This is a genomic window from Minwuia sp. (assembly GCF_048263705.1).
In the GTDB taxonomy this organism is placed as follows: Bacteria; Pseudomonadota; Alphaproteobacteria; order Minwuiales; family Minwuiaceae; genus Minwuia.
On the sequence record NZ_JBLXDV010000001.1, the window covers coordinates 123,142 to 144,765 of the forward strand.

Here is a 21,624-nt window from a genome sequence, read left to right on the forward strand (position 1 = left end):
TCAGACTCCCCTGGCCAGGTCGCGTACGGCGTCGATGACGTAGGCGAAGTCGTCATCGTTCATGCGGTTGTGCAGCGGGATGGCCATGGAGTTGTCGTTGCAGTCCCGTGCAGCCGGAAAGTCGTCGGCCTGCACACCCAGCCGGTCCCGGTACAGACCCAGCATGTGAACGGCATGGGTGCCGGGCCGCGTGGCGATGCCGCGTTCCTGCAGCTTTTCCATCATGGCGTTGCGGGCCATGGGCGCGCCGTCCGGGTCGACATACAGCACGTAAGCCTGCCAGCCGTGGCGTCCGCCGTCCGGTTCGGTGGGGCAGGTCAGCCAGTTGATGTCGGCGAAGGCCTCATTGTACTGCTGCGCACGCACGGCACGTTCATCGATGAAGCCGTCCAGCTTGTCGAACTGCACCAGGCCGACCGCGCCCTGCAGGTCCGTCATCCGGTAGTTGAAGCCCAGAATATCGAAGTCAGGCAGCAGATAGGGGCGCGGACCGTTGTGGCGCTGCTCCTCGGATATGGATGCGCCGTGGTTGCGCATCATGTCCATCCGCGCGCCGAGGTCGGCATCGTTCGTGGTGACCATGCCGCCCTCGCCGGTGGTCACCGACTTGCGGGGATGGAAGGAGAATGCGCCGGCGATCCCCATGCTGCCGGCGGGCCGACCGTTCCAGTGGGCTCCCGCGGCGCAGGCCGCATCCTCGACGATGGCGACGTGGGCGGGCAGGGCGGCGCGCAGCGCATCCATGTCCATGCAGCGGCCGAACAGATGCACGGCGATGACGGCTTTCGTCCGATCCGTGACCCGTGCCGCGACCGAGGCGACATCCAGATTGAAGGTGGCGCGATCCACATCGGCCAGCACCGGTGTTGCGCCGCAGTAGAGCACGACGTTGGCCGTCGCGACCCAGGTGAAGGCGGGCACGATCACCTCGTCGCCGGGGCCGATGCCCATGGCGGCCAGGATCAGGTGCAGCCCGGTCGTGCAGGACGTCACGGCGAGCGCGCGCTCGATCTCGTGGCGCGCGGCAAAGCGCTTTTCGAACTCGGCCACCTTCGGCCCCTGCGTCAGCCAGCCCGACAGGATCGGTTCGCGCACGGCTTCCAGTTCGGCCTCGCCGGTCGACGGCAGCGCGATATGGATCGTGCGTTTTTCTCCGCTGCCGCTCACGCTGCGTTCCTCTGGCGCCAGTTGATCAGACGCTGCAGGCCTTCGGTCAGGTTCAGCCGATAGGTGAAGTCCAGATCCGCTGTCGCCTTTTTCGGACAGCCGATCCGGTTCTGGACCATGCGGCGCGCATCGTCGGCGGAGTAGGGCTTGTATGCGACTTCCAGATCGGAGCCGCGCAGTTCGAGGATCAGATCGCAGAGTTCCTTGATCGAGGTCTGTACGCCGGTGCCGACGTTGTAGAATTCATCCGTCGCCTCGGCCCGCATCGCCTGCACGTTGCAGTGCGCCACATCCTCGACATAGATGAAATCATAGGCCTGACTGCCGTCGCCGTTGATCGTCGGCGCTTCGCCCTCGTCGATCTTGTTCAGCATGATCGGGATGACGCCGGTATAGGCGGCGGTCTGGTCCTGATGCGGCCCGTAGACATTCATGTAGCGCAGACCGACATAGTCCAGCCCATAGCGGTCATGGAACGCCCGGCACATGGCCTCGCAGGAAATCTTGGTCGCACCGTAGAAATTGCGGTTGTTGAACGGATGCTCCTCGGTCATGGGCACCTCGACCGCGTCGCCGTAGACGGACGCCGAAGACGAATAGACCAGCCGCTTGATGTCGTTGTTCACGCAGGCTTCCAGCACGTTGAAGGTGCCTTCGATATTCACGTGAAAGGCGGTGCGGGGGAAATCCTTGCAGTGCAGCAGCCACATCGCGGCCAGATGGAACACGCAGTCCATCCCCTTCATGGCATCGTTCAGCAGGTCGATCTCGCGGATGTCGCCGCCGTTCGGATACATGCGGCATCGCGGATCGGACAGCTGTTCGGCGATGTTGCTCATCTCGCCCCGGGCCAGATTGTCGTAGATCACGACCTCTTTCACGTCGGTCTTCAGCAGTTCCGAGACGACGAAGCTGCCGATGAAACCGGCCCCGCCGATCACGAGTACGCGTGCACCATTCAGATCCATGAACCGTTCCTTCGCTTCAGCCCTGAAAACCCATGCCGCGGCGGGCATCTGCGAATCCGGGACTGTGATATTGATCTGCCCGTCACCTATCATCTATTGCGCCGGATCGCCATGGCAGGTGAGGTACCGGATGACGCAGGACCGGGAGTGGAGCGAATGAACCCGATCGTGAAGACAATGCTGGCGCGGCGCGCCGAGCGTCGTGACATGCCGGACGGCGGTTTCGTGATTTCCTCGCCCGAACCTCTGGGCGATCATCCGGACTCGCTTGGAGCAGTCCTGAGAGATCAGGCGAACCGGAAGCCGGATGCGCCGTTCCTGCGGTATCGGCAAGGTGAAGGCTGGAACAGCCTGAACTATGCCGAGGTTCTGGCGCGCGCCAACGGCATCGCGGCCCGGCTTCTGGAGATGGGACTGACCCCCGAAAAGCCGCTGATGATCCTGTCGGGCAATTCCGTCGGCCATGCACTGGTCATGCTGGGCGCGATTCTGGCGCGGATCCCGGTCGTGCCCGTCTCGCCCGCCTACAGCCTGATGAGCAGCGATCTGGCGAAGATCGATCACATCGCGCGGCTGGTGCGTCCCGGCGGTCTGTACGTCGAATCCCGAGAACCGTTTGTCAGGGCTATCGAGAAGGTCGGTGCGGGCCTGCCCGTGCTGGCGTCGGTCGACGTGATGGCCATCCCGTTCTCCGGCTCAGGTCCTGAAGCGCAGGTCGGGCCTGACGACATCGCGAAGATCCTGTTCACCTCCGGCTCGACCGGCATGCCGAAGGGCGTCATCAACACCCATCGCATGCTCTGCGCCAATCAGGTCATGGCGGCCAAGGGCTGGGGCACGATCGCTGCGGAGGGGCCGGTGCTGGTCGACTGGCTGCCCTGGAACCACACGTTCGGCGGCAACATGTGCTTCAACATCGTGCTGTGCAACGGCGGGGTCCTGCACATTGATGAAGGCAAACCCGCGCCGGGACTGATCGAGAAGACAGTCGAGAACCTGCGGCTGGCGTCACCGACGATCTATTTTAATGTGCCTGCGGGGTTTGCCGCCCTGCTGCCCTATCTGGAGCGCGACGGCGACCTGCGGGAGAGCTTCTTCCGCGATTTGAAGATGATCATGTATGCGGGCGCGGCCCTGCCACAGGATCTTTGGGAACGCCTTGAGGCCGTCGCAGAGTTGGCTGGGCATCAGCCGCCGCTGATGGTCTCGGCCTGGGGTTCGACCGAGACCGCTCCCATGGCCACGCAGGTGCATTTCCAGATCCCGCGCGCGGGCAACATCGGGCTGCCCTGCGCCGGTGTCGAGGTGCGCTTCGCCCCGGTCGGCGGCAAGCTGGAACTGCGGGTGAAGGGCCCGAACGTCACCCCGGGCTATTTCCGGCAGCCCGACCTGACGAAGGCGGCCTTCGACGAGGAAGGCTACTACCGTATGGGCGACGCGGGCACACTCGCCGACCCAGACGATCCGTCTGCCGGAATCATCTTCGACGGCCGGGTTTCGGAAGACTTCAAGCTGACGACGGGCACCTGGGTCAATACGGGCGCGCTACGCACGCGGCTGGTCGCCGCCTGTTCGCCGCTGGTACAGGACGCGGTCGTCTGCGGACATGACCGTGAAGAGATCGGCATCCTGATCTGGCGCAGCGCGGCGGCGGCGGAACTGGACGATGCCGACCTTGCGGCGCAACTTTCCGAAAGGCTCCGGGCCTGGAATGGTGACAATCCGGGCTCCTCAACCGCGGTCCGCCGCTTCCGCATCCTGCCGACGCCGCCCTCGATCGATGCGAATGAAATCACCGACAAGGGCTATGTGAATCAGCGCGCCGCGCTTGCCGAGCGCGCCGATGAGGTCGCGGCCCTGTTTGACGATCGGGACGACACGACTTTCCGCCTTTGAGGTGAACTGGCCCCGGCGTTGCACATTCAGTCTCAGACGATACCGGACAAACCATGGTCCGCAGGTCGATTGGAGACTGAAAAGCGATGTTTGTTCAAAGGCTTGATGCAGAAACAGGTTTGACTCGGGAGCCCGGCAGGAATTGCCGCCGGTGTCAGGTTCCGTCCGTTGTTCCGGCAAGCCTTGCCTGTCTGACGGAGGGTAGCCGATGAGCCTCACCGCTTCACTGAACAGTGCCCTGACGGGTCTGAACGTCGCCCAGCGCGGCCTTGCCGTGGTCTCCGACAATGTGGCCAACGTCAACACGGAGGGGTATGCGCGCAAGGAAGTCGTCCAGACGTCGATCACCCTGTCCGGTCTGGGCGCGGGCGTCGATGTCGAGGCGGTACGGCGCGTCACGGATCAGTTCCTGAACCGGGAATTTCGCATCGCCACCGCCGAGTTCCACCGCTTCGACACCGCAGGCAGCCTGAACGATCAGGTCGTCTCCCTGCTGGGTGATCCGACCGGCGACCGCAACGTGGTCGCCCTGATGGACAAGGTCCTGACCGAGGCGGGCACGCTGGCCGCAAATCCCGAGACGACCGCCGTGCGCGCATCCGCCATCGAGGCGATGCAGCGTCTGACCGAGGATGTCGACCGTCTGGCCGATGGCGTCCGCGACCTGCGCAGGCAGGCCGATCTTCGTGTCAACGAGCGCATCTCGGACGTCAACGTCCTGCTGACGGAAATCCAGAGTCTGAACCAGCGTCTCAGTTCACAGCCGAATGACGATGCGAAGGTCAATCTGATCGACCAGCGCGCGCGGAAGCTGGATGAACTGGCCAGCATCATCGATATCCAGACGACGGGCCAGAATGCCGACCGGGTGCTCATCTCGACCACGGGCGGTCTGCCCCTGATCGATCAGAACGCACGGCAACTGGTGCACGGCGGCGCGAATACGGGTGAGATCGGCGAGGTCTTTCAGCCGATATCGATCCAGCGCATCGATCCCGCCACCCGCATTGCCACGACCATCAGTACCAATGTCGATGACCAGATCCTGTCCGGTGAACTGAAAGGTCTGCTGGAAACGCGGGACGGCAGCCTGAACGATCTCAGCATCGAACTGGGGGCATTCGCGGGACGGCTCGCCGATGAGATGAACCGTGTCCACAATGAATTCACGGCAGTCCCGCCGCCCGCCACCCTGACCGGCAACAACACCGCGACGCTGGCCGGCGACCCGCACGGCTTCACAGGCGTTGCCGCTTTCCATGCCTTCGATGCCAACAACAATATCGTGGCCACGGCCACCATCGACTTCGGTGCCATCGGTGGCACGGTCGGCGACGTGATCACGGCGGTGAACGCAGGGCTGGGCGGTTCGGGGACGCTTTCACTGACCGACGGCACCATGCGCCTGAGCGCTGCGGGCGCGGCGACGGGGGTGGCCATCGCCCAGGACGCGACGACGCCGTCCCAGGCCGACGGACGCGGTTTCGCGCATCGCTTCGGGATGAACGATCTGGTCAGGACATCGGCGGGCCCGCATTTCCAGACAGGCGTCCAGACCGGCACGGCGCACGGCTTCACAGGCTCCGCGACCTTCGAACTGATCGGTCCGGAAAACCAGCGCCCGCGCGCGACGACCATCGACATGGGCGCCATCGGGGCCACGGTGGGCGATCTGGTCACCCAGCTGAACACGGATTTTGCCGGGGTCGCGAGTTTTGCGCTGAGTGCGGAAGGCGAACTGGTCACGACGCCGAATGGCGCGTTCAGCGACTTCCGTCTGGAGATGAGCAATGACGCGACCGAACGCGGCACCAGCGGCACAACGGTGCAGAGTTTCTTCGGAATCGGCACCGAACCGAAAGCGAATGTCGCCGCTGGCATGGAAGTGCGCGGTGATATCGTCAGCAACACGGCGCTGCTGTCGCTCGCCAGCGTCGATGCGACCGGTGCGCCGGCCGTGTTCAATGGCGACAACGCCGGTGCCGTGGCCCTGCAGTCCCTGTCCTTCGTGACATCGGACTTTGAAGGCGCGGGGCGGCTGTCGGCGATGAACGGAACACTGGCCGAGATCGGCGGCGAGTTTCTGGGCCGCGCCGGACAGGCCGCGAGGGATATCGAGGTCCGCACGACCGACCGGGAGGCGCTGATGGAAGATCTGGCGCTGCGTGTCGGCGAGGTGTCCGGCGTCAATATCGATGAAGAGATGGCTCAGTTGATCGAGCTTCAGGCGGCGTTCAATGCCGCGACGCGCGTGATCTCGACGACGAACGAGATGATCGACGCGCTGTTGCAGATTTAAGCGAGGAACGGATCGGATGCGAATAGGTACAGCCAGTCAGAACGACCTGATGGTGCAGCAACTGATGCGCCAGCAGGTTGAGGTTTCCGACACCCAGAGCAAGATCGCGACGGGCAAGAAATACAATGACGTGGGCGGTTTCGGCGCGCGGTCCGCGCACATCGTCAACTCGCACTCGCTGATGAACCAGCTTGACGGCTTCAGGACTGCGAACACGGCCCTGCAGGGCAGGCTGGCGGCGTTCGATACCGGCCTGCGCGAACTGGAGAACATCGGCGGCGAGTTGCGCGATGCGATCCAGCAGGCGCGGGGTATCGGCAACGGCACCGGGTTGCAGTCCGAAGTGCGCGGTCTGCTGGAGCGGGCGGCTTCCGTGCTCAACACCCGTTTCGAGGGGCGCTTCCTGTTCGGTGGCACCAACACCGACAGCCCGCCGGCGCTGGTGACGAACGAAGCCGATATTCTGGCGCTCGCCGAACCGCCCGCAGGGGACTTCTTCGGCGACAGCGGTGTGGTTCCAAGGGTCCGCCTGGACGAGCGCGCGACCATCGATGTGGGCGTCACCGCCTCCGGTGTGGCAGGCGATCTGCTGCATTCGATGCAGCGCATCCTGATGTTCGCCGACGGCACTGTCCCGGCAGGCGCAGGCGCGTTCGCACCGGCGGGCGATCTGGAAGGCCAGCTTTCGGTCAATCAGACCGGCTTTCTGGAAAACGAACTGGCCCAGGTCTTCTCGGCGATCGACACGCTGCAGACGGCGGCGACCGACAACGGTCTGGACATGAAGGCCGTCGAGGCCGTTCAGGCCCGGCTGGGCGAGCAGACCGTCTCGCTGACCGAGATCATCGCCAACGAGGAAGACGTGGACCTGGCCGAGGTCGCCAGCCGTCTGAACCAGCAGCAACTGACGCTGGAGGCCAGCATTCGCATGATTGCGGAGATGCGTTCCATCAGCCTGCTGAACGTCCTGTAGCGCTCCCGTAGTGGTTTTCCCTTAACGCGCCCATCGCCAGACGACATACTCCCGGCCTGTCTGTTGCGCGGGGGAGGGAAGCGTGTCGGCCATTGCGTTCGATTTGCCGGATGATGTGAAAGACGTCGTCGAGGGCCTGCAGGCCTTCGCGCGAAAGGAAGTTCTGCCGCGCCACGAAAAACACCGGGACCTGCTGGAAGATTCGCGTCTGAAGTACAGCGAGGACGGACGTGTTGCGCCCGACGTGCAGAACATCATCCGCGATGTCCGGATGGCGGCGTCCGACGCGGGTTACTATCAGATGTGTGTGCCAGAAGCGCTTGGCGGCGGCGGTCTGGGGATGCAGGCCTACTACGCGGGCTGGCAGGCGCTGTTTCACATGTGCGGGCCGCAGCACTGGCTGATGCTGTATTGCATCAGTCACTGGGCGTTCGGACCCAGCCGCCTGCTGGAGCGGGTCACCGATCAGGCGCGCGCGGAAATCCTGGCCCCGCTGATGTCCGGCGAGAAGGGCATGTGCTTCGGATTGTCCGAGCCCGGCGCAGGTTCCGACGCCAGCATGATCCGGACCCGTGCCGTGCCTGACGGCGACGGCTGGGTGATCGAGGGACGGAAGATCTGGACCACGAACTCACCGACCGCCGACTCCTGCATCATCTTCGCGGTCACCGATCCGGAACGGGCGAAGGCCAAGAAGGGTGGCATCTCGGCGTTTCTGGTGCCGACCGATGCGCCCGGCTTCGAAGTGCAGCGCATCGTCAAGATGTTCGGTCATATCGGCGGTGACGAGGCCGAACTGCGGTTCGAGAACCTGAAGGTCGAACCCTGGCAACTCGTCGGCGAACTGCACAACGGCTTTGCGACCGCGCTGTACGGCGTTTCGCTGGGGCGCGTGTACAATTCGGCGCGCGCGGTAGGGTACGGACGCTGGGCGGTCGAGATGGCGCTGGAGTACTGCAAGCAGCGCGAGGCCTTCGGTCAGCCGATCTCGGAATATCAGGGCGTGACGTTCCCGCTGGCCAGCTCGGCGATGGAACTGCACGCTGCGCATCTGATGGGCCTGAATGCGGCAAGGCTGCTCGATACCGGCGCACCGGCGGTCAAGGAACTGTCGATGACGAAGGCCTATTCGGTCGAGACCGGCGTGAAGGCGGTCGATCGTGCGATGCAGACACATGGCGCGATGGGCTTTACCAATGAACTGGGACTGACTGACGCCTGGCACACCCTCAGGCTCATCAACGTCGCCGACGGCACCAATGAAATTCTGCGTCGCACCATTGTGCAGCGCATGCTGAAAGGCGATGTGGACCTGTGATCGGAACCGGAGAAAGACCGTGATGGACTGGCAGGTCGAAGGCGCTGGCGGCACCATCCTGCGCGGCAGGCGCTGGGATGTGGAAGCGCCGCGCGGTGCTGTCTATCTGGCACATGGCCTTGCCGAACACATCGAACGCTACGACCGGTTCGCGCGGGCGCTGAACGCCGCCGGACTGGCGGTGGCGGGTCACGATCACCGGGGGCATGGACGCACCGCCGCCAGCGAGAACGATCTGGGGCATTTCGCCGATCGGGACGGGTTCGACCTGATGGCGGGCGATCTGGCGGCGGGCATGCGCGCCTGGAGAACCGAACAGCCCGATCTGCCGTTGATCCTGTTCGGTCATTCCATGGGGTCCTTTCTGGTCCAGCAGCTCATGGCCGACGCGGGAGCCGGGTTCGACATGGCGATCCTTTCCGGCTCGAACGGTCCGCCGCCGCCCCTGGCTGCCGCCGGGCGGCTGATCGCGCGCATCGAACGTCTGAGACTTGGCCGGCGGGGGCGCAGCAATCTGATTCACGCACTGGCCTTCGATGCCAACAACAAGCCGTTCGAGCCCGCGCCGACGAAGGTCGAATGGCTCAGCCGCGACCGCGCCGAAGTCGATGCCTATGTTGCCGATCCGCTGTGCGGTTTCGTTTCCACCACGGCGAGCTGGATTGCGCTGCTGGATGCCTTGCCGGGTCTCACAAGCGCCGCCAGTGTCGCCCGCATTGCCTTCGACCTGCCGGTGCTGCTCGCGTCCGGCGACCGCGATCCGGTCGGCGGCATGGGCGACGGCGTGCAGCGCCTGCACGACATCTATGCCGAACACGGCGTCGGCGATCTGACCCTCAGGCTGTACGACGGTGCGCGGCACGAGATCCTGAACGAAACCAATCGCGATGATGTCACCGCGGACATCTGCGGCTGGATCGACGAGAGGCTGCCGTCGAGATGAGCGATCCCGCCTCACTGACGGTTCTGGTCGCCGATGACAATCCTGCGGCCCGCGCGCAGATCGTCGCGATCCTGAACGATATCGGCCACGAGGCGGTGCCGGTGGACAATGGCACGGAAGCGATCTCGGCGCTCTCCGCACTCAGCTTCGACCTGGCGATTCTGGATTTCCAGATGCCGGGTGCGGGCGGCGATGAGGTCGCCCGGCAGGCCGGCGGGACCATGCGGCTGATCGGCCTGTCATCGTCAGGCGCAGATCGGTCCGAATGGGGCGATGCACCCGTGCATGGCTGGCTGGCGAAGCCGGTCGACGCGCGTGCGCTGGCGCTGATGATCCGGTCGGTCATGGACGATGAGGCTGCCGGAGACGGCGAGTCGGAAGAACCTGTCGATCTGGCGCATCTTGCGACCTACACGGCGGGGGAACGGGGTCTGGAAGGCGAACTGGCGGCCCTGTTCAGCGCATCCTGTGAGCGGTACTTCGACGAGATGGCCGGTGCGACCGATGACCGGTCCTGGCGCGAGGCCGCACACGGCCTGAAGGGCGCCGCGCGCGGCATCGGCGCCAATGAGCTGGGGCGCCTGGCGGCCTTTGCCGAGACGCTGGTCGGGGGGCACGCATCGAACCGGCGGCGTGCGGAAACGCTGCAGCAGATGCGGACGGCCGCGGAGCGGGTGCGCCAGTTCTTCGCCGAGCATCTGGGCGACGGTTAGTTCCGCCGGTCTGCCCGGAAGGCGAGCACCAGGAACAGGCACCCGAGGAGGCTGGTCAGGCTGCGCAGATGATTCCATTCGGTCCACGGACCCGAATAGCCGGCCCAGAGCTGCGCGGCGGCCTCGGCGGTGGCCGGAACCGTCTGGACGGCCAGTTCGTCATTCCACGGGACATGCACGCCGGCCGTGACGGCAACGGTGGCCGCCAGGGCGAGAAAGCCCAGCCCGGCGAGAACGCCCGCCGACCGGCTTCCGAAGGCGAAAACGATGATGGTGGTCACCAGCGCCGCCAGCGGTGCGCCGAAGAAGACGATGCCGAACGGCACATTGCGGATATTGGCGTTGACGGACTGCATTGCCGCGATGGCGACATCCGGCGACGCGGCGTCGAGCCCGTTCATCACGGTGAACGACCAGGTGAAGAAGAAGCCCGCGTGCAGGCCCGCCAGCAGCACCGAGGCCAGGAGACAGAGAGCGGAAAGCATCCGCATGTCAGGTCAGGGCGGTTTTCATGGTCTTGCTGGCTTCGCCCATGTCGAGCTGTCCGGCGTAGCGTTCCTTGATGACGCCCATGCAGCGGCCCATGTCCTTCAGGCCGGACGCGTTCAGTTCGTCCCGCACCTCGGCGCACAGCGCATCGACCTCTTCCGGGGACATCTGTTTCGGCAGGTAGTGCTCGATGACGGCAATCTCCGCCTTCTCCTGTTCCGCCAGATCGACACGGCCGCCTTCCTCGTACAGACGGATGGAGTCCCGGCGCTGCTTCACCATCTTCGAGAGAATCTGGATGATCTGCTCGTCCGTGGCTTCCGGGCGCTCGGAATCGGTCCGAGCGCTGATTTCCAGTTCCTTGATGGCGGCCAGGATCAGCCTGAGCGTCGAAATCCGCTGGGATTCCTTAAGCCGCATAGCGGCTTTCAGATCGTCGTTGAGTTTCTGCTTCAGCATTGGAGCCTCCAATGGCAGGAAAGGCGGCGAACCATAGTGGAAATCATTCCGTATGGCAAAGGAGTTTTGAAACTACTAACATATTGAAAATAAACAAAAAAATAGGAATTCACTGCGCTTGACCCACGCGGGCGGAAACACTATCGTCCCGCCAATTTGCGCGAGGATGTCAAAACCCTTCGCGCCCCTTTCCTCGCCGCCCCAAGCACGAGACATATGTCACAGAACGAAAAAAACACCGACCCGCCAGCATCGTCCGGCGGGGCGCTATTCAACGCGGCTGCCCTTGTGCTGGCCGATGGAACTGTCTTTCACGGTGCCGGCATCGGTGCCATCGGCGATGCCGTCGGCGAGGTGTGTTTCAACACCTCCATGACCGGCTATCAGGAGATCATCACCGATCCTTCCTATGCCGGGCAGATCATCACCTTCACGTTTCCGCACATCGGCAATGTCGGCACCAACGACCAGGACATCGAGACGACGACGCCCGCCGCGCGCGGCGTGGTGCTGCGGATGGACATCACCCAGCCTTCCAACTGGCGGGCGACGCGCCATCTGGATGCCTGGCTGAAATCGCACAATCTGGTCGGGATCAGCGGGATCGACACCCGCGCCCTGACACGCCGTATCCGCGACGGCGGCCCGCCCAATGGGGTGGTGGCGCAGGCCGCACCGGGCGCGGCACTGGATATCGATGCCCTGATTGGAAAGGCGAAGGCCTTCCCCGGCCTTGAGGGCATGGACCTCGCCAAGGATGTCACCTGCCGTCAGACCCACGGCTGGTCCGAAGGGGCCTGGTCGATCGGGGATGGCTATGCGGGTGCCGGTACGCCGAAACGCAAGGTCGTTGCCATCGACTACGGCTGCAAGCGCAACATCCTGCGCTGTCTGACGGATGCAGGTTGCGACGTGACCGTGGTGCCCGCGACGGCCACCGCCGAGGACGTGCTGCGGCACGAACCGGACGGCATCTTCCTGTCGAACGGGCCGGGCGATCCGGCGGCGACGGGCGAATATGCCGTGCCGGTGATCCGGGACCTTATCGACAGCGGCAAGCCGGTTTTCGGGATCTGCCTGGGGCACCAGATGCTGGCGCTGGCGCTGGGCTGCGAGACCGAGAAGATGGAACTGGGCCACCGGGGCGCGAACCAGCCGGTCAAGGACTTCACCACCGGCAAGGTCGAGATCACCAGCCAGAACCACGGGTTCCGGGTGAAGCGCGAGAGCCTGCCCGACAGCGTCGAGGAAACCCACAAGTCCCTGTTCGACGGGACGCTGGAGGGCATCCGCCTGAAGGGCCGCCCGGTCTTCTCGGTGCAATACCATCCCGAAGCCAGCCCCGGCCCGCGCGACAGCCACTACCTGTTCCGCCGCTTCACCGACATGATCGACGGGGAGGCGAACTGATGCGGAGCGCTGGCGGTGATACGCGTCCATCTTCTTCTTCCCCCCTGGTGGGGGAAGTGGCCGCGCAGCGGTCGATGGGGGGGATACGGCGTGTCCGGACTGTTCCCAGCGATGTCATAGCACCACCCTTCCGTCTTTCACCCAATAATGGCGAGGGAGGACTCGTGGCACCGGCTCACTTAAACTACGCAGCATGTCAGCCGGTCGCGCGCAGTTCCTCAGGAGAAACCAGACAGAGGCGGAACGCCTTCTCTGGTCACGGTTGCGCGGGAAGCAGGTTGATGGCGCGCGGTTCCGTCGTCAGGTGCCGCTCGGCAGATATACAGCCGACTTCTGCAGTTTCGAGCGCCGTGTGGTCATCGAACTGGATGGGGGGCAACACGCGAAACAGCAGGTGCACGACGAAATCCGAACCCGTTGGATGGAAGCAGAAGGTTTTGTTGTTCTCAGATACTGGAACAGATCGGTATTCGAGCAGCTTGACGACGTACTCTCCGAGATTTTTAAGGTCTGCGTTGAGCGGCGTGGTATCGCGACCCTGTATCCGAAACGGTAACACCCCCACCCCGACCCTCCCCCATCAAGGGGGAGGGAGCAGCCGCGCCATGTACCTGATTGAATCGATCGACGGGGGGACGAACTGATGCCCAAACGTACTGACATCTCCTCCATCATGATCATCGGGGCGGGGCCTATTGTCATCGGCCAGGCCTGCGAGTTCGACTATTCGGGGACGCAGGCGTGCAAGGCGCTGCGCGACGAGGGCTACCGGATCATTCTGGTGAACTCGAACCCGGCGACGATCATGACCGACCCGGAATTTGCCGACGCGACCTATGTCGAACCGGTCACGCCCGATGTGGTCGCCAAGATCATCGAGAAGGAGCGGCCCGACGCCCTGCTGCCGACCATGGGCGGGCAGACGGCGCTGAACACGGCGCTGGCGCTGGCCGAGGATGGCACGCTGGAGAAGTACGGCGTCGAACTGATCGGCGCGGACAGGTTTGCCATCGCCAAGGCGGAGGATCGCGACCTGTTCCGTGAAGCGATGACGAAAATCGGGCTGGAGATGCCGAAATCCGCCATCGTCACCACGCTGGAAGAGGGCCGCGAGGCCATGAAGGAGATCGGTCTGCCCGCCGTGATCCGTCCGTCCTACACACTGGGCGGCACCGGCGGCGGCATCGCCTATAACCGGGACGAATATGATGCCTTCATCGTCAGCGGTCTGGATGCCTCGCCCGCCAATCAGGTGCTGGTCGACGAGAGTGTGCTGGGCTGGAAGGAGTACGAGATGGAGGTCGTTCGCGACAAGGCGGACAACTGCATCATCATCTGTTCCATCGAAAACGTGGACCCCATGGGCGTGCATACCGGCGATTCCATCACCGTCGCGCCCGCGCTGACCCTGACCGACAAGGAATATCAGATCATGCGGGACGCCTCGATCGCGGTCCTGCGCGAGATCGGCGTCGAGACCGGCGGGTCGAACGTCCAGTTCGCGGTCAGTCCCGAGAACGGGCGTCTGGTGGTCATCGAGATGAACCCGCGCGTGTCGCGCTCGTCCGCGCTGGCATCCAAGGCAACCGGTTTCCCGATCGCCAAGGTCGCCGCCAAGCTGGCGGTCGGCTACACGCTGGACGAACTGCAGAACGACATCACACAGGTCACCCCGGCCAGCTTCGAGCCGACCATCGACTATGTCGTGACCAAGATCCCGCGCTTCACCTTCGAGAAGTTCCCCGGTGCCGAACCGGTGCTGTCGACCGCCATGAAGTCGGTGGGCGAGGCCATGGCTGTGGGCCGCAATTTCCAGGAGAGCCTGCAGAAGGCCTTGCGGTCCATGGAGACGGGTCTGACGGGCCTCGATGACATTCCGTTCGAGGGCGACGACGAGGATGCGCTGATCGCGGCGCTGGGCCGCCCGACACCGGATCGCCTGCTGCTGACGGCGGAAGCCTTCCGGTTCGGGCTGGAGAAGGAACGGATCGCCCGCATCACCAGCTACGATCCCTGGTTCCTCGATCAGATCGAGGAAATCGTCGAGACCGAGGAGCGGATCAAGCTGAACGGTCTGCCGACCACAGCCGCGGGGTGGCTGGCGCTGAAGAAGCAGGGATTTGGCGACGCCCGGATCGCCGCCTTGGCCAGAACATCCGAACCCAGGGTCACCGCTGCCCGCCGGATGGCGGGGATCCACGCCGTCTTCAAGCGGATCGATACCTGTGCGGCCGAGTTCGAGAGCGACACGCCCTACATGTATTCGACCTACGAGGGCTTTCCGGCGCCCGATGGCTCGATCCAGGCACCGGAGTGCGAATCCCGGCCGACCGATCGCGAGAAAATCATCATCCTCGGCGGCGGTCCGAACCGGATCGGTCAGGGGATCGAGTTCGACTATTGCTGTGTCCACGCCGCCTTCGCCCTGAAGGAAGCGGGCTTCGAGACCATCATGGTCAACTGCAACCCCGAGACCGTCTCCACGGACTACGACACGTCCGACCGGCTCTATTTCGAACCGCTGACCATCGAGACGGTGCTGGAGATCGTCAGGGTCGAGGAACAGTCAGGCAGCGTGAAGGGCGTCATCGTGCAGTTCGGCGGCCAGACGCCGCTGAAGCTGGCGCAGGGGCTGATGGACGCGGGGGTGCCGATCCTGGGCACGTCGGTCGATGCCATCGACCGGGCCGAGGACCGCGACCGGTTCCAGGACCTGCTGCAGCGCCTCAACCTGCGGCAGCCCCCCAACGGCATTGCGCGCAGTCACGAGGAAGCGCGCGAGCACGCCGAGCGTCTGGGCTTTCCGGTGTTGCTGCGCCCGTCCTACGTGCTGGGCGGCCGGGCGATGGAGATCGTGCACGACATGCCGGGTCTGGACCGCTACATCCGCGAGGCCGTGAAGGTTTCCGGCGATAGTCCGGTACTGGTGGATTCCTATCTGGCGAACGCGACGGAGGTCGACGTGGACGTACTGTCCGACGGGACCGACACCTTCGTCGCCGGCATCATGGAACACATCGAGGAAGCCGGCGTGCATTCCGGCGACAGCGCCTGTGCCCTGCCGCCGTTCTCGCTCAGCCGGGATGTGATCGCCGAGATCAAGCGCCAGGCGTCGCTGCTGGCCACCGAACTGGGTGTGGTCGGGCTGATGAACGTCCAGTTCGCGGTGCAGGACGGGCTGGTCTACATTCTGGAGGTCAACCCACGTGCCTCGCGTACCGTGCCGTTCGTCGCCAAGACCATCGGCACGCCGATCGCCAAGATCGCGGCGCGGCTGATGGCCGGGGAGAAGCTTTCGACGTTCAGTCTGACCGGCGATCCGACGGAGCTCGACTATATCGCGATCAAGGAAGCGGTGTTCCCGTTCGCCCGTTTCCCGGGCGTGGACATCATTCTGGGGCCGGAGATGCGGTCCACGGGCGAGGTCATGGGGCTGGCCAAGGATTTCGGCATGGCCTTCCTGAAATCGCAGCTTGGCGGCGGCACGAAACTGCCGCAGGAGGGCACCGTCTTCATCTCGGTGAAGGACGGCGACAAGGAAATGGCGGTCGGGATGTGCCGTGACCTGACGGAGATGGGGTTCAGCATCGTGGCGACCCACGGCACCTCGCGCCATCTGCAGGATCACGGCATCGCGTGCAAACCGATCAACAAGGTGCTTGAGGGCCGCCCGCACATCGTCGACGCGCTGAAGAACGGCGACGTGCAGCTGGTTTTCAACACCACGGACGGCGAGCAGGCGATCAACGACAGCTTCTCGCTGCGCCGGACCGCGTTGCAGTTCCACATTCCCTACTACACGACGGCGGCGGGCGCGAAGGCGTCCGTTGCGGCGCTGCAGGCCCTGAAAACCGGGCGTCTTGAAGTCGCTCCGCTACAGGACTATTATTAGGCCCGAGGCGCCGGTTGCTGGAAAAGCGACCGGCGCAGCCGTTTCCGGGATCTGACGGAAACCGGCGAACCCGAAAAACTGGAAGTGCCTGATGGAACGAGTGCCCATGACGCTTGAGGGGCAGCAGCGCCTTGAAGCCGAACTGAAGAATCTGAAATCCGTCGAACGGCCTGCCGTGATCCAGGCGATTGCCGAAGCGCGCGCGCACGGCGACCTGTCCGAGAACGCGGAATATCACGCTGCCAAGGAAAAGCAGGGCTTTATCGAAAGCCGGATCGCCCAGCTTGAGAGTGGTCTCAGCCGTGCCGACGTGATCGATGCGGCGGCCATGTCAGGCGATACCATCCGGTTCGGTGCGACAGTCGTGCTGGCCGACGTCGATACAGATGACGAGAGCACCTATCAGATCGTCGGCGGCGAAGAAGCCGACATCGACGAGGGCCGTATCTCGAATACCTCGCCGATTGCCCGTGCCATGATCGGCAAATCGGTCGGCGATGTCGTCGATGTCACGACACCGCGCGGCGAGAAATCCTATGAGGTCGTAGAGGTCCGCTGGGTCTGAGGGCATCTGGCGCTGGCTGCGCCCGGAGGTTTGTGTAGGATGTCGCCTTTTCGGGAGACATTCATGCTCAGACTGCTTCTTACGGCCCTGTCGATTAGCCTGTGTCTGGCGCTGCCGCTGCGCGCGGAAGAAGCGTCCCGCGATCAGGTTCTGAAACTTTACGAACTGACCGGCGTCGAGAAACAGATCGACGCGACGCTGGATTCGCTGCGCGCGCCGCTTTCGAAGATGCTGACACCCGCCTTGCGCCAGGCCGCGCAGAGCCGGAAACTGATTATCCCGGAAGACTTCGACGGGATCGTCGCCGAAGAAATGGATGTCGCCTTCGAGCGGATAAAAGCGGATTTTCTGGCCGAACTCGTCCCCCTGCACCAGCGCGCCTTCACCGAAGACGACATCACGCGTCTCATCGAATTCTACGAATCCGACCTTGGCAGGCGGCTGGTCGCAACGTCGCTGGAAGTTCAGAAGGTCGCGGGCGCCATGGGCCAGGTGATCGGTCAGCAGGTCGGACAGGATCTGGTCAGGGCGGTGCTCACGCGCCTGAACAGGGACGCGCCCGTCGAGAACTGATCGCGCCAACGGTTCAGCGTCAATTGGTAGCGCGCACCTTCCACTCTCGGAAGGCCTCTCCATATTCTTGTCACAACAATAAGAAAGAAGGGGAAAGTTCATGTTCCGCAGGGTTTTACTGGCGGCTGCAGTTGTCTCTTCAGGGTTCGGGGCAGCCGAGGCACAGACACGCACCTACAACGAATGGCAGGACCCGGCCGCGCAGCAGGCGCGGGAACGGCAGACCGACCAGCTCATTTCCGAACTGAGGCAGATTCTGGCGGCCGGTCGCCGCGACCGCGCGGCTGACCCCCGGTATCTCGATGACCTGCAGAGACTGCTGGACCGCCACGAAGCCGCCGAACGTGCCGCAACCGCCGCCACGCCTCCCGCGCCGCAGACCGAGCCGGCGGCTCCGCGCGCGGACATCACGCCCGACCGGGGCCGCTGGCGCCATGTCCAGGACGATTTCTCGGACGGTGACTTCACGAACAACCCCCGATGGATCGTGGCGCAGGGAGAGTATTTCATCACGCGCTCGGGGCGCCTGTCGTCAATCGTGCGGCTGAACGAGACCAACAGCCGCCGCAACGAGCGCCTCGACCCGGTTGCGGAACTGTTCGGGCGGCTGCTGGGCCGGCCGCTCGGCGACCAGCGCCAGGGCCGGGACGACCGCGTATCCACCGAACAGGCTGCGATCTTCCTGCCTCATCGCCTGACCAACGCGTTCGATCTGACCGCGACGCTGGCAAGCGATGCCCGTGCGGGCGGCCTGCTGGAGATCGGCGTGTATCAGGGCGACGATGGCCGCAACGGATACCGGCTGCAGTTCACCGATCAGGGCGTGGTCAAGCTGGTCCGGGTCGGTCAGTCGGTGGTCCAGCTGCGATCCGCCGCGTTCACTTTTCCCGCCCGCGTCAACAACCGTCCGGGGACATATGCGGTGCGCTGGGTGCGTTCCAAGAAAGGCCGGATGCACGTCTGGGTCAGCGGCACGAAGGTCTTCGACGTGACCGACAACGCGTTCCGCGACGATTTTCACGGGTTCCGGATGGTGAACGCCAACGGGCGTCACGGCCTCGATTCCGTGGCGATCAAGGTCGTGAACCGCTGACACGCCTGCCGCGCCGGGGGATGTGCGCACGCGTCAAATCCGCCGCATGGGGTGACCTCGCGTCACTCAATGACCATCTGAACGACCAACAACAATAAGCAACAAGGGGAGCAAACATGTTCCGCAAAGCCGCTCTGGCCGCAGCGATTGTCTCGCTCGGCATCACATCCGTCCCGGCAACCGCCCAGAAATACGAGGCGTGGAAGGACCCGGACAACCGTTTCGAGGAATATCCTGAACATACGCAGAAGCTTCTCGATGAACTCGACAGCCTGATCAGGCAGGGCAAGCGCGACAAGGCTGCCTCGCCCAAGTTCCTGTCCGACCTGGAAGAGGCGCTGAAGCGCCACCGCAAGGCTGAGCGCAAGCAGGATCGCAGGGAAGCCCGCAGGGACGAGCGTGAGGACTCCCGCGATTCAGCGGTTCCGAACATCTCCGACAATTTCGCCGACGGAAACTTCACCGCCAATCCGCGCTGGAACCTGGTGCAGGGCGACTGGTTCATCGCGCGCGGCAATCGGCTGTTCTCGTTCGTGGCGTTCGAGAAGGACAAGCCGCTGACCGAATCCGAAAAGCTCGGCCAGCTGTTCGGTGCGCTGCTGGGTGCCAACACCCGGTCCAGCGAACAGTCCGTCAGCGAGCCTTCCACCATCTTCCTGCCCGGCAAGATCACCAATGCGTTCGATCTTTCTGCCAAGCTTATGAGTGATGATCGGGCGGGTGGTGTTCTGGAAGTCGGTGTGTATCAGGGATCGGATGGCCGGAACGGCTACCGGATTCAGTTCACCGACGGCAAGGCCAAGCTCATCCGTGTCGGCAGCTCTGTGACTCTGATCGGTCAGACGAATTTCCGCTTCCCCGCCTCCGCGAACAACCAGCCAGGGACCTATGACCTGCGCTGGGTCCGCTCGCCGAGCGGGCGTATTCAGGCCTTCGTCGGCCGGGACCGTCTGTTCGACGTGACCGACAACGGGTTCCGCGATCCGTTTGACGGTTTCCGCATGGTGAATGCGGGCGGTCGACACGGACTCGATTCCATCAACATCGACATGTCCGACGGCTGATCCGGCTTCGGTGTCACAAAATCCGGGCCTCCTTCGTCAATGGATCGAACGATCTTTGCGAAGGAGGCTCGGATGGGCATCGGACTGACGGCAATCTATGACGGACGGATCGACAGGGAGGAGCGGCGGCTCGGCGAACCCCTCGACCTCGCCCGGGAAATGCTCGCGGCATCGCCGGGACTGCTGACGAAATATCTCATGGCCGCGCCGCTGATGACCTATCAGCGGGTCGCGCCCGTGGCGGCGGCACATGTCTGCCGGATCGCCGCCCTGCGGTCGGAGGACTGCGGCCCGTGCGTTCGGATCGGGATCGGCTACGCGCGCATGGCCGGGCTGAAAGAATCCGATCTGAAGGCCGCACAGGCGGGCCGCTACGATGATCTTCCGCACGATCTCAGCCTGGCTGCATATTTTGGTGAGGCCATTGCGCTTTCGCTCCCCGAGGTTGTCGAGCTTGGCGAGGCGATCGAGCGCGAATGGGGCCGCGCGGCACGCGTGGAACTTGCGCTGGCTGCGGCCACGGCCCGGATTCATCCTGCGATGAAACGCGGTCTCGGCATGGCCCAGAGCTGTGCCATTCTGAATCTCGATGATTGACCCCACACAAGTTTTCGAATGCGAGCGATCCCGGCTGCTGTCCATCGGTTACCGCATGCTGGGGTCTCTCAGCGCGGCCGAGGATCTGGTGCAGGACTGCTGGCTGCGCTGGCAGGCGCAGGATCACGGATCGATCCGCACACCCGCCGCTTGGCTCACGACCGCCATGACGCGCCTGTCCATCGACCGTCTGCGCGCCGAAAAGACAGTGCGGGAACGCTACATCGGCCCCTGGCTGCCCGAACCGCTGGTGAGCGACGGACAATCCCCCGTGGACCGCGTGGCGCTGGCCGAGGGTCTGACGATGGCGCTGCTGGTGGTGATGGAGGCGCTGTCACCCGCCGAGCGCGCGGCCTTCATCCTGCGTGAGGCCTTCGACTACGACTATGCCGATATCGCCGGTGTGCTCCAGACGACGCAGGCGAACGCCCGCAAGCTGGTCTCCCGCGCACGGGCGCATGTCGACGACGGCGCACCGCGCGAGAAGCCGGCACCGGATATCGCCATCCGGCTTGCGGCGGCATTTCAGAAGGCGTCCGCGGACGGCGATCTGACGCCGCTTGAGGCGCTGCTGCACGAAGACGTCCTGTTGCGGTCCGACGGCGGCGGCAAGGTCATGGCGGCGCTCAATCCGATCACTGGCCGGCAGAACGTCATCCGCTTCCTGCTCGGCCTGGAACGCAAATCCCAGGGCGCGCTGGACTATCGCCTCGCCTTCGTGTCAGGCGGTCCGGGTTTCGTGATCACGGCCGGAACCGACACCTTCGCCGTGGTCTCGCTCGCGACCCGCGACGGCCGCCTGAGCAACATCGATCTGGTGCGCAACCCGGAGAAGCTGGGCGGCTGAGGGTCGCCTGCGGATCAAAGCCCCTCGACATCCGCGACCACATACTTCTTCACATTGCGCTCCAGCACTTCCAGTTCGCCGAGACGGGCGCGAAAGGTCTTCATGTGGGCGACCTCGAAGTGGGCCTTCAGGTGGACATCGCTTTCCCATTCCTCGAACACGCGGAAGGTGGTTGGCTCCTCGATGCTCTGGAAGAAGGCATAGGTGATACAGCCGTCTTCCTTCCGGGTTTCCCTTGCCATTTCGATGGCGGCGGCCTTCGCCGCCTCGACGCTGCTCGCACCCAGTCTGAACGTTCCGCTGACGACGATCATGTTCTTGCCTCCCCTTTTGAAGGCGCAGCTTATGCCGGGTTTAC

The 21,624-nt window shown here is 64.2% G+C and carries 20 protein-coding genes; 15 read left to right on the forward strand and 5 right to left on the reverse strand.

Annotation, left to right across the window (positions count from 1 at the left end):
* Both ACN0X7_RS00555 and ACN0X7_RS00560 read right to left on the reverse strand, forming a co-directional pair.
* The gene (locus ACN0X7_RS00555) at nt 1–1,167 is read right to left on the reverse strand and encodes a DegT/DnrJ/EryC1/StrS family aminotransferase (protein ID WP_417512999.1); all 1,167 of its coding nucleotides are present in this window, start codon (nt 1,165–1,167) and stop codon (nt 1–3) included.
* Complete coding sequence (locus ACN0X7_RS00560) at nt 1,164–2,135, reverse strand: NAD-dependent epimerase/dehydratase family protein (RefSeq protein WP_417513001.1); 972 nt, start codon at nt 2,133–2,135, stop codon at nt 1,164–1,166. Before ACN0X7_RS00560 ends, ACN0X7_RS00555 begins: the two co-directional genes overlap by 4 nt.
* 156 nt (nt 2,136–2,291) lie before the next feature.
* Here ACN0X7_RS00560 and ACN0X7_RS00565 point away from each other — a divergent pair, with 156 nt between their 5' ends.
* The 6 genes from ACN0X7_RS00565 to ACN0X7_RS00590 all read left to right on the forward strand — a co-directional run bounded on the left by ACN0X7_RS00565 (nt 2,292) and on the right by ACN0X7_RS00590 (nt 10,277).
* Nucleotides 2,292–4,031: a feruloyl-CoA synthase gene (locus ACN0X7_RS00565; protein ID WP_417513003.1), complete on the forward strand. Its 1,740-nt coding sequence runs from the start codon at nt 2,292–2,294 to the stop codon at nt 4,029–4,031.
* A 208-nt stretch (nt 4,032–4,239) separates the two neighbouring features.
* Complete coding sequence (gene flgK, locus ACN0X7_RS00570) at nt 4,240–6,330, forward strand: flagellar hook-associated protein FlgK (protein WP_417513005.1); 2,091 nt, start codon at nt 4,240–4,242, stop codon at nt 6,328–6,330.
* Between the two features lie 16 nt (nt 6,331–6,346).
* Complete coding sequence (locus ACN0X7_RS00575) at nt 6,347–7,303, forward strand: hypothetical protein (RefSeq protein ID WP_417513007.1); 957 nt, start codon at nt 6,347–6,349, stop codon at nt 7,301–7,303.
* A gap of 82 nt (nt 7,304–7,385) precedes the next feature.
* A complete protein-coding gene (locus tag ACN0X7_RS00580; protein WP_417513009.1) occupies nt 7,386–8,621 on the forward strand; it encodes an acyl-CoA dehydrogenase family protein in 1,236 nt (411 codons plus the stop codon).
* Nucleotides 8,622–8,643: 22 nt separating this feature from the next.
* Nucleotides 8,644–9,564 carry an alpha/beta fold hydrolase gene (locus tag ACN0X7_RS00585; RefSeq protein ID WP_417513701.1) on the forward strand — a complete coding sequence of 307 codons (921 nt, stop codon included), beginning with the start codon at nt 8,644–8,646 and terminating at the stop codon, nt 9,562–9,564.
* Nucleotides 9,561–10,277: a response regulator gene (locus ACN0X7_RS00590; protein WP_417513011.1), complete on the forward strand. Its 717-nt coding sequence runs from the start codon at nt 9,561–9,563 to the stop codon at nt 10,275–10,277. Before ACN0X7_RS00585 ends, ACN0X7_RS00590 begins: the two co-directional genes overlap by 4 nt.
* Here the strand turns inward: ACN0X7_RS00590 and ACN0X7_RS00595 are convergent.
* Together ACN0X7_RS00595 and ACN0X7_RS00600 are read right to left on the reverse strand one after the other, a co-directional pair.
* Nucleotides 10,274–10,762 carry a DUF1772 domain-containing protein gene (locus tag ACN0X7_RS00595; protein ID WP_417513013.1) on the reverse strand — a complete coding sequence of 163 codons (489 nt, stop codon included), beginning with the start codon at nt 10,760–10,762 and terminating at the stop codon, nt 10,274–10,276. The genes ACN0X7_RS00590 and ACN0X7_RS00595 overlap by 4 nt on opposite strands.
* 7 nt (nt 10,763–10,769) lie before the next feature.
* Nucleotides 10,770–11,225 carry a GatB/YqeY domain-containing protein gene (locus ACN0X7_RS00600; RefSeq protein ID WP_417513015.1) on the reverse strand — a complete coding sequence of 152 codons (456 nt, stop codon included), beginning with the start codon at nt 11,223–11,225 and terminating at the stop codon, nt 10,770–10,772.
* 216 nt (nt 11,226–11,441) lie between these two features.
* Here ACN0X7_RS00600 and carA point away from each other — a divergent pair, with 216 nt between their 5' ends.
* The 9 genes from carA to sigJ all read left to right on the forward strand — a co-directional run bounded on the left by carA (nt 11,442) and on the right by sigJ (nt 21,266).
* Nucleotides 11,442–12,635, forward strand: coding sequence for a glutamine-hydrolyzing carbamoyl-phosphate synthase small subunit (gene carA, locus ACN0X7_RS00605; protein WP_417513017.1), 1,194 nt, complete (start codon nt 11,442–11,444; stop codon nt 12,633–12,635).
* A 193-nt stretch (nt 12,636–12,828) separates the two neighbouring features.
* On the forward strand, nt 12,829–13,191 hold the full coding sequence (locus ACN0X7_RS00610) for an endonuclease domain-containing protein (RefSeq protein ID WP_417513019.1): 363 nt from the start codon (nt 12,829–12,831) through the stop codon (nt 13,189–13,191).
* Between the two features lie 87 nt (nt 13,192–13,278).
* Nucleotides 13,279–16,527, forward strand: a complete 3,249-nt coding sequence (gene carB / locus ACN0X7_RS00615) for a carbamoyl-phosphate synthase large subunit (RefSeq protein WP_417513021.1) — start codon at nt 13,279–13,281, stop codon at nt 16,525–16,527.
* 91 nt (nt 16,528–16,618) lie between these two features.
* Nucleotides 16,619–17,092, forward strand: coding sequence for a transcription elongation factor GreA (greA, locus tag ACN0X7_RS00620; RefSeq protein WP_417513023.1), 474 nt, complete (start codon nt 16,619–16,621; stop codon nt 17,090–17,092).
* Between the two features lie 63 nt (nt 17,093–17,155).
* Nucleotides 17,156–17,665, forward strand: coding sequence for a DUF2059 domain-containing protein (locus tag ACN0X7_RS00625; protein ID WP_417513025.1), 510 nt, complete (start codon nt 17,156–17,158; stop codon nt 17,663–17,665).
* A gap of 100 nt (nt 17,666–17,765) precedes the next feature.
* Nucleotides 17,766–18,758, forward strand: a complete 993-nt coding sequence (locus ACN0X7_RS00630) for a hypothetical protein (protein WP_417513027.1) — start codon at nt 17,766–17,768, stop codon at nt 18,756–18,758.
* A 116-nt stretch (nt 18,759–18,874) separates the two neighbouring features.
* On the forward strand, nt 18,875–19,822 hold the full coding sequence (locus ACN0X7_RS00635; RefSeq protein ID WP_417513029.1) for a hypothetical protein: 948 nt from the start codon (nt 18,875–18,877) through the stop codon (nt 19,820–19,822).
* A 72-nt stretch (nt 19,823–19,894) separates the two neighbouring features.
* Nucleotides 19,895–20,419 (forward strand): hypothetical protein, encoded by a 525-nt coding sequence (locus tag ACN0X7_RS00640; protein ID WP_417513031.1) that lies wholly within the window; start codon nt 19,895–19,897, stop codon nt 20,417–20,419.
* Nucleotides 20,412–21,266: an RNA polymerase sigma factor SigJ gene (sigJ, locus tag ACN0X7_RS00645; protein ID WP_417513033.1), complete on the forward strand. Its 855-nt coding sequence runs from the start codon at nt 20,412–20,414 to the stop codon at nt 21,264–21,266. Before ACN0X7_RS00640 ends, sigJ begins: the two co-directional genes overlap by 8 nt.
* Nucleotides 21,267–21,280: 14 nt before the next feature.
* Here sigJ and ACN0X7_RS00650 read toward each other — a convergent pair whose 3' ends face one another.
* On the reverse strand, nt 21,281–21,580 hold the full coding sequence (locus ACN0X7_RS00650; protein WP_417513035.1) for a putative quinol monooxygenase: 300 nt from the start codon (nt 21,578–21,580) through the stop codon (nt 21,281–21,283).
* Nucleotides 21,581–21,624 lie beyond the last annotated feature (44 nt).